At 66.4% G+C, this 12,414-nt stretch carries 14 protein-coding genes; 7 read left to right on the top strand and 7 right to left on the bottom strand.

Annotation, left to right across the window (positions count from 1 at the left end; translation table 11 throughout):
* Window positions 1–21: 21 nt before the first annotated feature.
* Window positions 22–756: an SDR family oxidoreductase gene (locus V2B31_RS15995; RefSeq protein ID WP_328280343.1), complete on the top strand. Its 735-nt coding sequence runs from the start codon at window positions 22–24 to the stop codon at window positions 754–756.
* Here the strand turns inward: V2B31_RS15995 and V2B31_RS15990 are convergent.
* On the bottom strand, window positions 743–1,423 hold the full coding sequence (locus V2B31_RS15990; RefSeq protein ID WP_328280340.1) for a winged helix-turn-helix transcriptional regulator: 681 nt from the start codon (window positions 1,421–1,423) through the stop codon (window positions 743–745). The genes V2B31_RS15995 and V2B31_RS15990 overlap by 14 nt on opposite strands.
* A 113-nt stretch (window positions 1,424–1,536) precedes the next feature.
* On the opposite strand from V2B31_RS15990, the gene V2B31_RS15985 reads away from it, so the two are divergent.
* The 4 genes from V2B31_RS15985 to V2B31_RS15970 are packed head-to-tail and all read left to right on the top strand — an operon-like array spanning window position 1,537 to window position 3,667.
* The gene (locus V2B31_RS15985; RefSeq protein WP_328280336.1) at window positions 1,537–1,896 is read left to right on the top strand and encodes a DUF1428 domain-containing protein; all 360 of its coding nucleotides are present in this window, start codon (window positions 1,537–1,539) and stop codon (window positions 1,894–1,896) included.
* 15 nt (window positions 1,897–1,911) lie between these two features.
* A complete protein-coding gene (locus V2B31_RS15980) occupies window positions 1,912–2,712 on the top strand; it encodes a VOC family protein (protein WP_328280334.1) in 801 nt (266 codons plus the stop codon).
* On the top strand, window positions 2,712–3,203 hold the full coding sequence (locus tag V2B31_RS15975) for a VOC family protein (RefSeq protein WP_328280333.1): 492 nt from the start codon (window positions 2,712–2,714) through the stop codon (window positions 3,201–3,203). Before V2B31_RS15980 ends, V2B31_RS15975 begins: the two co-directional genes overlap by 1 nt.
* Window positions 3,200–3,667, top strand: coding sequence for an SRPBCC domain-containing protein (locus V2B31_RS15970; RefSeq protein ID WP_328280331.1), 468 nt, complete (start codon window positions 3,200–3,202; stop codon window positions 3,665–3,667). Before V2B31_RS15975 ends, V2B31_RS15970 begins: the two co-directional genes overlap by 4 nt.
* Here V2B31_RS15970 and V2B31_RS15965 read toward each other — a convergent pair whose 3' ends face one another.
* On the bottom strand, window positions 3,668–4,183 hold the full coding sequence (locus tag V2B31_RS15965) for a regulatory protein RecX (protein WP_328280329.1): 516 nt from the start codon (window positions 4,181–4,183) through the stop codon (window positions 3,668–3,670). It abuts the gene before it with no gap.
* Between the two features lie 144 nt (window positions 4,184–4,327).
* Here V2B31_RS15965 and V2B31_RS15960 point away from each other — a divergent pair, with 144 nt between their 5' ends.
* Both V2B31_RS15960 and V2B31_RS15955 read left to right on the top strand, forming a co-directional pair.
* Window positions 4,328–6,088, top strand: coding sequence for a fatty acyl-AMP ligase (locus tag V2B31_RS15960; RefSeq protein WP_328280327.1), 1,761 nt, complete (start codon window positions 4,328–4,330; stop codon window positions 6,086–6,088).
* A gap of 128 nt (window positions 6,089–6,216) precedes the next feature.
* Complete coding sequence (locus V2B31_RS15955) at window positions 6,217–8,511, top strand: putative bifunctional diguanylate cyclase/phosphodiesterase (RefSeq protein ID WP_328280412.1); 2,295 nt, start codon at window positions 6,217–6,219, stop codon at window positions 8,509–8,511.
* 148 nt (window positions 8,512–8,659) lie between these two features.
* Here V2B31_RS15955 and V2B31_RS15950 read toward each other — a convergent pair whose 3' ends face one another.
* From V2B31_RS15950 to accC, 5 genes are all read right to left on the bottom strand, one after another.
* A complete protein-coding gene (locus tag V2B31_RS15950; protein ID WP_328280325.1) occupies window positions 8,660–9,409 on the bottom strand; it encodes a ParA family protein in 750 nt (249 codons plus the stop codon).
* Between the two features lie 152 nt (window positions 9,410–9,561).
* The gene (locus V2B31_RS15945; protein ID WP_328280323.1) at window positions 9,562–9,906 is read right to left on the bottom strand and encodes an arsenate reductase family protein; all 345 of its coding nucleotides are present in this window, start codon (window positions 9,904–9,906) and stop codon (window positions 9,562–9,564) included.
* The gene (locus V2B31_RS15940) at window positions 9,884–10,564 is read right to left on the bottom strand and encodes an MIP/aquaporin family protein (RefSeq protein ID WP_328280321.1); all 681 of its coding nucleotides are present in this window, start codon (window positions 10,562–10,564) and stop codon (window positions 9,884–9,886) included. Before V2B31_RS15940 ends, V2B31_RS15945 begins: the two co-directional genes overlap by 23 nt.
* A complete protein-coding gene (locus tag V2B31_RS15935) occupies window positions 10,561–10,872 on the bottom strand; it encodes an ArsR/SmtB family transcription factor (RefSeq protein WP_328280319.1) in 312 nt (103 codons plus the stop codon). The genes V2B31_RS15940 and V2B31_RS15935 overlap by 4 nt, the downstream gene beginning before the upstream one ends.
* Before the next feature lie 129 nt (window positions 10,873–11,001).
* Window positions 11,002–12,351, bottom strand: a complete 1,350-nt coding sequence (accC, locus tag V2B31_RS15930; protein ID WP_328280317.1) for an acetyl-CoA carboxylase biotin carboxylase subunit — start codon at window positions 12,349–12,351, stop codon at window positions 11,002–11,004.
* Between the last annotated feature and the right edge of the window lie 63 nt (window positions 12,352–12,414).

Below are 12,414 nucleotides of genomic sequence, written 5' to 3'. Positions count from 1 at the left end.
AGCATTGAAAGGAGCTTTCCCATGCAGAGTTCAGGCAACACCATCCTCATCACCGGCGGCGGATCGGGCATCGGCGCGGCGCTGGCGCATGAATTTCACGCGGCCGGCAATCAGGTCATCATCGCCGGACGGCGGCAGGCGGCGCTCGACGCCGTCGTCGCCGATCATCCCGGCATGGCGGCGATGACCCTCGACATGACCAGCTCCGCTGCGATCGAAGCGTTCGCCAAGGAGATTGTGGCGCAATTTCCCGCGCTCAATGCCGCGCTGCTCAACGCCGGCATCATGGTGGCGGAGCAGGGTATCGACCTTGCCACGGCCGAAGCGACGATCGCGACCAACCTCTTGGGACCGATCCGGCTCGCCCATGCGCTGCTACCCCATCTGGAAACGCAAGCGAGCGCGGCGCTGCTGACCGTCTCATCGGGCCTTGCTTTCGTGCCGCTGGCGGCGACGCCCACCTACAGCGCGACCAAGGCGGCGATCCACAGCTGGTCGCTCTCGATGCGCGAACAGCTCAAAGGCCGGGTCGAGGTGATCGAGATCGTGCCGCCGGGCGTGCAGACCGACCTGATGCCGGGCCATGCCGACAATCCCGAGATGATGCCGCTCGCCGACTATATCGCCGAAACGATGGCGCTGCTGCGGCAGCAGCCGACCCCTTCGGAAATTCACGTCGAACGCGTCAAATTCCTGAGCGAAGCGACCAGGCGCGGCGATTTCGAGCAGGTCTTCGCCGCGCTCAACCAGCACTGACCGTCGAAGGGGCCTTGGGGGGCAGGGGGAAGAGCCGGGCGAACCGGTCGGCCAGCCGCCTGTCCCCCTCGACATGGAGCGCGTTGGCGACATCCTTGAACGATGCCCCGCCATAAAGGACGGCGGCGAGCGCATTCTGGTCGCCCGACAGGATCAGGTCCGCGCCGCTTGCCTCTCCGCGATCCATCTGGAAGTCGCCCCTGGCGATGACAGCGCGAAATTCCTCCGCGCCGAAGCGGAAGCCGATCGTCGCGCTCATGTCGCCGATGCGGCTGCGGTCGATCATCGTGCGCATCGACAGCACGACCGACGCCTGGCTCATGGGCTTGCCCGGCTGCATCGTCGGCGACCGGCACGCCCAGCGGCCCAGCACCTGAAACAATATCTCCGACTCGCGGCCCCATTCCGTAAGCTCATACACCTGGACCGCGGCCGGAGGAGGCAGGCGGCGGCGCACGAGGATGCTCGCCGCTTCCAGCTCCTCCAGCCTTTGGGTGAGCACATTGGCGCTGATTCCGGGCAGGCCGGCGCGAATGTCGGTGAAGCGCTTCGGTCCCAGCATCAGTTCGCGCATGATCGGCATCGCCCAGCGATCGCCGATGATGTCGAGCGCATGCGCGGTGGCGCAGCCGTCCTGATAGGCGCGTTTGCGTGTTTCGGTCGTCATTGGTTATCTTTTCTAACTTACAAGTTGCATTGGTTAAGCATCGCGCGCACAAAGTTCAAGCGGTGAGTCGCTTGCCACTGGGCAGCCGCCGACCTTCGCCAAGGAGAGAGACGATGGCCTATATGGATGGTTTCGTGATCCCGGTGCCCAAGGGCAACAAGGAGCGCTATCGGGAACTGGCGGCCTTTGCCGCGCCGATCTTCATCGAACATGGCGCGACGCGCGTCGTTGAATGCTGGCAGGACGATGTGAAGCCGGGGAAGGTCAATGACTTCCGCACCGCGGTCCTTGCCGAGGAAGAGGAGGAGGTCGTCTTTTCCTGGATCGAATGGCCGGACAAGGAAACGCGCGATGCGGGCTCCGCAAAGGTGATGGCCGACCCCCGGATGGATCAAGGCCCGGATGAGATGCCCTTTTCCGGCGCGCGGCTGATCTATGGCGGCTTTGCGGTTCTGGTCGATCACAAAGGCTGAAAGGGAAGAGGAACGATGGCTGATCTTAACGGCAAATTCTTCTGGTACGAACTGATGACCAGCGATCCGCAGGGGGCGCTGGCCTTCTACGGCGACGTGCTGGGCTGGACCGCGCAGCCTTTCGGCGGCGAGCGGACCGACGATCCCTATCATGTGGTGTCCGGCAGCGCAGGCCCATTGGGCGGGATCATGGCGATCCCGGCGGAAGCCAAGGATTGCGGCCTGTCGCCTTGGTGGGGCGGCTATATCGGGTCGCCCGATGTGGATGCCGACGCTGCGCGGCTGACCGAGGCGGGCGCCAAGGTGATGCGCTCGCCGGAGGATATTCCTGGCGTCGGGCGCTTTGCCGTCCTGAACGATCCGGGCGGCGCGACCTTCATGCTGCTTAAGGGCAACAGTCCCGACGGCATGGAGCCCGCCCCGCCCATGGCCCAGGGGCATGTCGGCTGGCATGAACTCTATAGCGGCGATTTCGACCGGGACTTGGCCTTCTACACCGGCCAGTTCGGCTGGAGCACGGGAGAGGCCATGGATATGGGGCCGATGGGCACCTATCAACTCGTGTCGCAAACGGGCGGCGCCGACTTCCAGAATATGGACGGCGGCATCATGCCGCGCCCGAACGAAGTGCCGGTGCCGGTCTGGCTCTTCTACTTCGTGGTGGGCGACATCGACGCAGCGGTCGAGAAGGTCAAGGCCGGCGGCGGGCAGGTGCTGAACGGGCCGATGGAAGTGCCGGGCGGCGGCTGGATCATCCAGGCGACCGATCCGCAGGGCGCGATGTTTGCGCTGGTCGGGTCGAGGGGTGCGGCGTGATGGACCGCATCGTTCCATGCTTGTGGTTCGACGGGCAGGCGGAGGAAGCCGCGCGATTCTACGTTTCGGTGTTCGGCGGGTCGGTGGATCATGTCAGCCATTATCCCGAGGAGAATATGACCCCGGCGCCGACGCCGTCCGACCGGGTGCTGCTGGTCGAGTTCACGCTGAACGGGCAAGGCTATCAGGCGTTGAACGGCGGCCCGCACTTCCAGTTCAATGAGGCGGTGTCGCTTTCGGTCGCGTGCGAGGATCAGGCGGAACTGGACCGCTATCATGACGCGCTGACTGCCGATGGCGGTTCGGACGGACCGTGCGGATGGGTGAAGGACAAATATGGCCTGTCCTGGCAATTGGTGACGAGCGGCATCATGGCGAAGTATCGCACCGGCGACGAGGCCGGCATCGCTCGCATGATGAAGGTGATGATGACGATGCGGAAATTGGACACCGTCGCGATGCAGGCGGCTTTCGAGGGAGAGACGGTATGAGCGGCGCGGAGCATGAATTGTCGGTGACGGCCTATGTCGCTGCGCCGCGCGACCTGTGTTGGCGGGTGTGGACGGAGCGCAAGGCGGACTGGTTCTGCCCCAAGCCGTGGCGCGCCGAGGTGATCGCGGAGGATATGCGCGCCGGCGGGCGCAGCGCGGTCCAGATGTTCGGTCCCGATGGCGAGGATACCGGGCCGATGGAGGGCGTGTTCCTGGAGGTCGTGCCCGGCGAACGGGTGGTGACGACCGATGCCTATCGCGTCGGCTGGCTGCCGCAGACGCCGTTCCTCACCGCCATCTGGAGCTTCGCCGACGAAGGGGAGGGCACGCGCTTCACCGCGACCGCGCGGCATTGGGATGCGGAAGCCAAGCAGCGCCATCTGGAGATGGGCTTCCATCCCGGCTGGGACCAGATGATCGCACAGTTCAAGGCGCTGGCGGAAAGCGTTGCTGTCGCCGCCTGATTACGCTTCCTCGGGCGGCTCGCCGGGCCGCGCATCGACCCAGCGGCGGGCGAGGTCATAATCATGGCCGGCGCGCAGGAAGGCGGCGATCGCCTTGTCGCGCTGCTTGGGATCGGGGAGCGTATCGGCATAGGGGCCGATCCGCTTGCGCCGGGCGAAGCGCTCCGCCGCTGCCCAGCGATCCGCCTGCGCGCCGGCCTCCTGCCGCGTTGGCTCGGCGATGCCGGCGGCGCGCAGAGTCTCGTCGATGCGGCGCGCGCCATAGCCGCGCCGGGCAAGCGCCGCGCTCTTCATCGCGGCATAGCCGGCATCGTCAATATAGCCGAGGTCCACGAACCGGTCGGCGAGCGCCTCCGGCGCGGCCGGCCCGTCCCCGGCCCAGCCGCGCTCCCGCAGCTTGCGGTTGAGATAGGCGAGCAGCTTGCCCCGGCTGAGCGCGAAGCGGCTGACATGGCGCAGCGCCAGATCGCGCAAGGCGTCCGCGTCGAGCGGCGGGGGCGGGCGTTTGCCGGGCATCGGCGCACCATGGATCAGCCGCCATCTTTATGCCACAGTCGGGTCCGAATTTTACCTTGCCTTGTCGGATAGAAGTGACGCTGGACTGTAACTATCCGGTGCGCGCGGCCCGCAAAGCTGCTAGCGGCCGCGCTTCAACGATTTATGACATTGGGTGAAACCAATATGACGGGTTCGCAAGAGATGATGGCACCGACGCCGACCTATGACGATCTGCCGCGCCGCTTCTCCGATTTCGGGACGCTGGGCGAAGCGCTCGATTATGCCGCGCGGGGGAAGCGGGGCCTGAATTTCCATGACGCGCGCGGCAATCTGGCGCGCGTCTATCCGTTTGCCGAGCTGCGCGAGGACGCCATCGCCTGCGCGCATCGGCTGATCGCGCATGGCGTCAAGCCGCAGGACCGGGTGGCGCTGGTGGCGGAAACGGGCGTGGACTTCGCCCAGCTTTTCTTCGGCATTGTCTATGCCGGCGCCTGGCCGGTGCCGCTGCCGCTGCCCACCAGCTTCGGCGGCAAGGAAAGCTATATCGACCAGCTCAACGTCCAGCTGACAAGCTGCGACCCGATGCTGTTCCTGTTCCCGAAGGAACTGGAAGAGATGGCGGGCGAGGCCGGGCGGCAGAAGTCGGTCGACAGCATCGCCTTCGAGGATTTTGTCGCCCGCGAAGCCGAGCCTCGCGATCTGCCGCAGGCGCAGCCGCAGGACATCGCCTATCTGCAATATTCGAGCGGCTCCACCCGTTTCCCCCATGGCGTCGCTGTCACCCATCATGCGCTGCTGAGCAACCTGTCGGCGCACAGCCATGGCATGGAAGTGGTGGAGAGCGACCGCTGCATCAGTTGGCTGCCCTGGTATCATGACATGGGGCTGGTGGGCTGCTTCCTGTCGCCGGTCGCCAATCAGGTGTCGGCGGATTATATGAAGACCGAGGATTTCGCGCGCCGCCCGCTCGCCTGGCTCGATCTTATCAGCCGCAATGAAGGCACCTCGATCAGCTATTCGCCGACCTTCGGCTACGACATTTGCGCGCGGCGCATGTCGAGCCAGACCAAGGCGCAGGATCGGTTCGACCTGTCGCGCTGGCGACTGGCGGGCAATGGCGCGGACATGATCCGCCCCGACGTGATGCAGAGCTTCGTCGACGCCTTCGCTGACGCGGGCTTTTCGCCCAAGGCGTTCCTGCCAAGCTATGGCCTGGCCGAAGCGACGCTGGCCGTCACCATCATGCCGCCAGGGGAGGGCATCATCGTCGAGCTGGTCGAGGAAACCGACCTGTCGGGCGGCGACGCGCCCGAAGGGCGGCCGCAGCGCTATCGGTCGATCGTCAATTGCGGCAAGCCGGCCAAGGACATGGTCGTGGAAATCCGCGACGAGGATGGCGGGCTGATGGCCGAGCGTCAGATCGGCAAGGTGTGGACTACCGGGCCATCCCTGATGGTCGGCTATTTCCGCGACGAGGTGGCGACGAAGGCGTGCATGGCCGACGGTTGGCTGGACACCGGCGATATGGGCTATCTGTCCGACGGCTATCTCTACATCGTCGGCCGCGCCAAGGACATGATTATCATCAACGGCAAGAATCACTGGCCGCAGGATATCGAATGGGCAGTGGAGCAGCTTCCCGGCTTCAAGCAGGGCGACATCGCCGCCTTCGCCATCACGACGCCGGGCGGCGAGGAAGCGCCCGCCGTGCTGGTCCATTGCCGCACGTCCGACAATGAAGAACGCTCCCGGTTGCGCGACCAGATCCGCGAGCGGGTGCGGGCGATCACCGGCATGAACTGCGTTGTCGAACTGGTGCCGCCGCGCACGCTGCCGCGCACCAGCTCGGGCAAACTCAGCCGGTCCAAGGCCCGCAACCTCTATCTGACCGGGGAAATCCGGCCCTACGACATCGCTGCCTGACGCGCCGGCGCCATGCTTAGCGGGCGGGTTACCGATTGCTAACCCGCGCCTGCTAAGGCCGGCATGTGGTCGACAATGAAACGATAAGCGCCCGCAAAGGGCAGAATGGGCGCGCGTCGCTGCGGGCGATGATGGGGCTCATTGGCCTCGCCGGACGATCCGACCTGCGGGTGGCGGAGGCGCAGCTTCGGTCCGCCGACGCCATCGCGCCGCTGCGGCACGGCATGAGCATCTGCGGGGTGCTGTTCCTGTGGCAGGTTTTCACCCATTGCTGTTCCCCCTTGCTGCTGAGCGGTCTCACCGCCGGGCTGGTAGGCGCGGCCGTGGCGGGGCTGCTTCTGGACCGGGGCCGTCGCGCCAGCGGCGGCGGGGTGACGGCGGCCGATCTGCGCCGCCATGCGCTGGGCGCTCTGCTGAGCGGGCTGGCTTGGGCCGCCTGCATGATGCTGGTCGGCTGGTCGGGCGAGACAGAGGAGCTGGTCGCGCTCTGGACCCTCATCAGCTGCGTCATGGTGTGCGGCGCGATCAGCTATGCGCCGGTGCCGCTGTCCGCCGCCGCCTTCCTGCTGCCCTGCATCGTCGGCCTGTTCGGCATGTTCGACGGCAGCGGCGAAGCGCCGTCGCGCGCGCTGTCGATCAGCTATGCCCTGGCGCTGCTGGCCGGGTGCATCATCTATGCCCGCACCTTCGCCCGCCAGCACAGCACGACTGCGCAGCTGGTGGAAAAGAGCGAGGTGGTGAGCCTGCTGCTGCGCGAATATGAGGTGGGGGGATCGGACTGGCTGTGGGAGACCGACGTGCTGCGGCGGATCAGCGGCGTGTCGGCGCGCTTCGCCGAGACGCTGGGCCTGCCGCCGGGTCAGGTGGAGGGCGCGCCCCTAGTGCAGCTGCTCGCCGGGAGCGGGTGGGACAAGGGGCGGTTCGCGGCGGGGCTTCACACCCTCGCCGATTATCTCAAGCGGCGGGAGAGCTTCAGCGCGCTGGTGCTGCCGGTCGAGGTGAAGGGCCAGTGGCGCTGGTGGGAATTGTCCGCCTCGCCCCGCTATGATGAGACAGGCGCGTTCCTGGGCTTTCGCGGGGTCGGTTCCGATGTGACGGCACAGCGCGAGTCGGCCGACAAGATCGCGCAGCTCGCCCGCTTCGATCCGCTGACGGGCCTCCCTAACCGCAGCCATCTGCGCGAGGCGCTGGATAAGGCGCTGGAGGGGGCCAAGCAGCGCATGCCTGGCTGCGCCTTCCTGATGATCGACCTCGACCGGTTCAAAGCGATCAACGACACGCTGGGACACCAGACCGGCGACCGGCTGCTGAGCCAGGTGGCGCGGCGCTTGCTGGACCTGTGCGAAAATGGCGATTTCTGCGGGCGGATCGGCGGGGACGAGTTCGCGGTGGTGATGCCCCATGTCGAAAATGAGGCGGCGGTGGCGCGGCTGGCGTCGGCGATCATCGTTGCCTTGTCGGCCCCTTATCAGGTCGATCAGCATATGCTGCATATCGGCGCGTCGGTCGGATCGGCGATGTCGCCGATGGACGGGCGCGACGCCGAGGCGCTGACCCGCAGCGCCGACCTGGCGCTCTACCGCGCCAAGGGCGACGGCGGCGGGCAGCATTGCGCCTATGAGCCGCAGCTCCATGCCCAGGCCGAGGAAAGGCGGCAGCTGGAGATGGCGCTGCGCGAGGCGCTGGAGAAGGAGCAGCTGCATGTCGTTTATCAGCCGGTGGTCGATGCCGGGCGCGAGGTGGTGGTCGGGTTCGAGGCGCTGGTGCGCTGGACTCACCCGGAGCTGGGGCCGATCTCGCCCGCCAAGTTCGTGCCGGTGGCGGAAGAGGCGCGGCTGATCGGCCCGATCGGCGAATGGGTGCTGCGCACCGCCTGCATGGAAGCGGTGAACTGGCCCGAGGATGTGCGGGTCGCGGTCAATGTGTCGGCCGAGCAGCTGGCGCATCCAAGCTTCGTCGCGGCGGTCGTTTCGGCGCTGGCCAGCAGCGGGCTGGAGGCGCGGCGGCTGGAGCTGGAGGTCACCGAAAGCCTGTTCATGAACGACGATACCGGGGCGCTCAAGCTGCTCGACCAGTTGATTGGCCTCGGGGTGCAACTGTCGCTCGACGATTTCGGGACGGGCTACAGTTCGCTCGGCTATCTCAGCCGGACCCGGTTCAACACGATCAAGATCGACCGCAGCTTCGTGGTCGGGGCGTCGAAGAATACCGCCGAGAGCCTGGCGATCATCCGGGCGGTGGTGACGCTGGCCGAGAGCCTGGGGATGGTGACGACCGCCGAGGGCGTGGAGACGCAGGCGGAGCTGGACATGGTCCGGCGGCTGGGCTGCAACAAGGTGCAGGGCTATTATTTCGGGCGGCCGATGCTGGCGAAGGACGCGGCGCGGCTGTTCCCGCCGCCGTTGCAGCGGGCGGTGGGGTGAACAAAAGTGCGTTGATCCGGGGATCTGACGAACGGATTGCGTTCCCCGGCGCAGGCCGGGGTCCAGTCGAGAGCGTGGAACTGGGCCCCGGCCTTCGCCGGGGAACAACAGGCTAAAAGGTTCAAACGATGCCGATCGGCATCAAGGCTTAGCCGGCGCTGAGCTGCCGTTCGACCATGGTCCAGAGCGACGCGAACGCCTGCGCCGGGGGCGAGGCGGGGGCGAAGGCGCCGAGCGGCTTGCGGCGGACGGTCATCTGCTCGATCCCGCTCGCCATCGGGATGACGCCCCAGCCGGGCTGAGCCTCCATCGCCTTGCGGTGGAGGCTGCGGCGGCGATCGACCATCGAATAGACCGGCAGGATCGGCGCATGGGCGCCGCCGCGCTGAACGAGATAGCGGGCGACTTCTCCCATGGCGCGCTGCGACAAAGGCGAGGGGATGACCGGGATGACGATGAGGTCGGCGGCGCGCAGCACCTGCTCGCTGGTTTCAGTGAGGCCCGGCGGGCAATCGAGGATGATGCGGTCATAATCCTTGCCCAGGCTCTCGATCAGCTTGGCGAGCCGCTTCTTCTTGTCCAGTTCGCGGAACAGATGGTCGAGGCCGCGCAGCGAGGTGTCGGCGGCGATGAGGTCCAGCCCCGGCACGGTCGAGGGCTGAATCAGCTTCCTGACCTCGACATCCTTGCTGAAGATCGCCTGGGCGGCGTCGCGGCTGGTCTGGTCGGTGGAGAGCAGCCAGCTCGACGCCGCCTGCGGGTCGAGATCCCAGAGGAGAGTGCGCCGCTTCGATATGGTCGCCGACGTCCAGGCGAGGTTGACCGAGAAGGTGGTTTTGCCCACGCCGCCCTTGAGGCTGTAGACGGCGATGGTCGCCAATGCCGGTTCCTTTGCCATGGCCGCAGGCTATGCAATCCCGCGCCTAAAGCAAGGCTGAAATCATGGCCTTGTTACGGGATCGTGACAGGATGGCGAGGGCTTAAGAGAACAGCGAGTGGGACAGCTGATTCGCACTTTCGATGCCGTTTTGTTTCGGTATCGAAATGAAATCAGAGTATCTCGCGCACCACATCCTGCGGGCGGCAGAAGCGGACGCCCTTGTCGGTTTCGACGAAGGGGCGGTTCACATAAGCGGGGTTGGCGACCATGGCGTCGAGGATCGCGTCCGCGTCAAGATCGGGCAGGCCCTTTTCCTCGGCATCGGTACCCATCCTGCGGATCGCCTGCGCTGGCGTGAGGCCCGCGTCGGCGATGAGCTGGGCGAGCTTGTCGCGGCTGTAGGGGGTCTTCAGATATTCGATCATCTCGACCTCCACGCCCGGCGTCTCCTCAAGGATCGCGAGCGTCTTGCGCGAGGTGCCGCAGGCGGGATTATGCCAGATGGTGGCTTTCATGGGTCGGGCTTTCCAGTGGGTGGGAGGGGGCAGCGAGCAGCCAGCCGGCGACATGATGGCCGAGCGCCCCGCCCGCGATCTGGGCGGCGACGAAGGGCAGGACATCGACCGGGCGGATACCGGCGAAACTGTCGGTGAAGGCGCGGGCGAGCGTGACAGCCGGGTTGGCGAAGCTGGTCGAAGCGGTGAACCAGTAAGCGGCGACGATCCAGGCGGCGACCAGAGCGGGGATGGCGGCGGGGCGGAAGGCCGATCCCAGGCGAATGGTGAGGAGCAGGCCGAAGGTGGCGACGGCTTCGGCGAGCCACTGGTCGGGGCCGGTGCGGACCTTCGTGCCGAGGGCGAGCAGCGGCAGGCCGAACATCGCATGGGCGAGAATCGTGCCGGCGAGGCCGCCGGCGACCTGCGCAGCCATGCGATGCGGCCATTCGCGGCGCGACGCGGCGAGGGCGCTGACGACCGGGTTGAAATGCGCGCCGCTGATCGGCGCGAACAGAGTGATGAGGAGGTAGAGCGCCGCCCCGGTGGCGAGCGTGTTGGCGAGCAGGGCGACGGCCACATTGCCGCCCGAAAGCCGCTCCGCCATGATGCCCGAGCCGATGACGGTGGCGACGAGCAGCGCGGTGCCGAGCGCTTCGGCGGCGCAGACGCGCTTCATGGCCGGCCTCCGCACAGGTCCGGGCGGCCGCCGCAGCATTGGTCGGTCAGGAAAGCGATGAGCGCGCTGACGGTCGGCGGAGCGACGCTGTAGAGCAGCCGGCGCTGGTCGCGGCGATGGCGGATGAGGCCGGGCCGCTCCAGCGCGGCGAGATGGTGCGACAGGGTGGACGGCGCGACTGCGAGCTTTTCTGCGATGTCGCCGGCCGCAAGACCCGCGTCGGGCGCGGTGGCGAGCAGGCGGAACAGCGCCAGCCGCGTGGGGTGAGCGAGGGCGCCCAGGGCGTCGATGGCGGCGGACGATTCCATATTTCGATATTAGTCGAAATATGGAAGGGTGCAAGAGGTGCAAGAGGTGCGAGGCGGATGGGGCGGGACTGAATCCCGGCCTCCGCCGGGGAACAGGAAACTCTTGATTTCTGTCAACGCACTCTGGGGTCAGCCCTCCTGCCGCGCCAACCACTCCTCCAGCCATTTGATGGTGTAGTTGCCGTCGAGGAAGTCGGGGTCGGTGAGCAGCGCCTGGTGGAGAGGGATGGTGGTCTTCATCCCCTCAATCACATATTCCTCCAGCGCGCGCTTCAGGCGCATGATCGCGCCTTCGCGGGTGCGGCCGTAGACGATCAGCTTGCCGATCATGGAGTCGTAATAAGGCGGCACCTTGTAGCCCTGATAGAGGCCGCTATCGACGCGGACGTGCATGCCGCCGGGGACATGATAGCTGGTGACGGTGCCCGGCGAAGGCGCGAAGCTCTTGGGGTCTTCGGCGTTGATGCGGCATTCGATCGCGTGGCCGGTGAAGCGCAGATCCTCCTGCGCGACCGAGAGCGGGCGGCCTTCGGCGACGCGGATCTGTTCGCGCACGAGGTCAAGACCTGTGATCATCTCCGTCACCGGATGTTCGACCTGGAGCCGGGTGTTCATCTCGATGAAGTAGAATTCGCCATTTTCCCAGAGGAATTCGATCGTGCCCGCGCCGCGATAGCCCATGTCGGCCATCGCCTTCGCGCAAACGCTGCCGATCCGCTCACGCTCGGCGGCGGAGAGGACGGGGGAGGGGGCTTCCTCCAGCACCTTCTGGTGGCGGCGCTGGAGCGAGCAGTCGCGTTCCCCTAAGTGAATGGCGTTGCCGTTGCCGTCGCCGAACACCTGGATTTCGATATGGCGCGGGTTGCCGAGATATTTTTCGATATAGACGGTGGCGTCGCCGAAGGCGGCCTTCGCCTCGCTGCCCGCCTGCTGCATCAGCGTTTCGAGCGTGTCGGGCGAATTGCACACCTTCATGCCCCGGCCGCCGCCGCCCGAGGCGGCCTTGATGATGACGGGATAGCCGGCCTTTTCCGCGATCGCCTTGGCTTCCTCAAGGTCGCTGACCGCGCCGTCGGAGCCGGGGACGAGCGGCAGGCCCAATGCGCCGGCGGTGCGCTTCGCCTCGATCTTGTCGCCCATGGTGCGGATATGTTCGGGCTTGGGGCCGACGAAGGCGATGCCGTGCGCTTCCACGATCTCGGCGAACTTGGCGTTTTCGGACAGGAAACCGTAGCCGGGGTGGATGGCGTCCGCCCCGCTGATCTCCGCCGCCGAAATGATGGCGGCGATGTTGAGATAGCTGTCGCGCGCGGCCGGCGGCCCGATGCAGATCGCTTCGTCGGCGAGGCGGACGTGCATGGCGTCGGCGTCGGCGGTGGAGTGGACCGCCACCGTCTTGATGCCCATTTCATGGCAGGCGCGGTGGATGCGGAGCGCGATCTCGCCGCGATTGGCGATCAGCAGCTTTTCGATGGCCATGAGCGTGCCGGCCTTATTCGATGACGATCAGCGGCTGGTCATATTCGACCGGCTGGCCGTTAT

The sequence above is a fragment of the Sphingobium sp. genome (genome assembly GCF_036170395.1).
Classification (GTDB): Bacteria; Pseudomonadota; Alphaproteobacteria; order Sphingomonadales; family Sphingomonadaceae; genus Sphingobium.
This window is presented reverse-complemented; position numbering and strand designations above follow the sequence as displayed.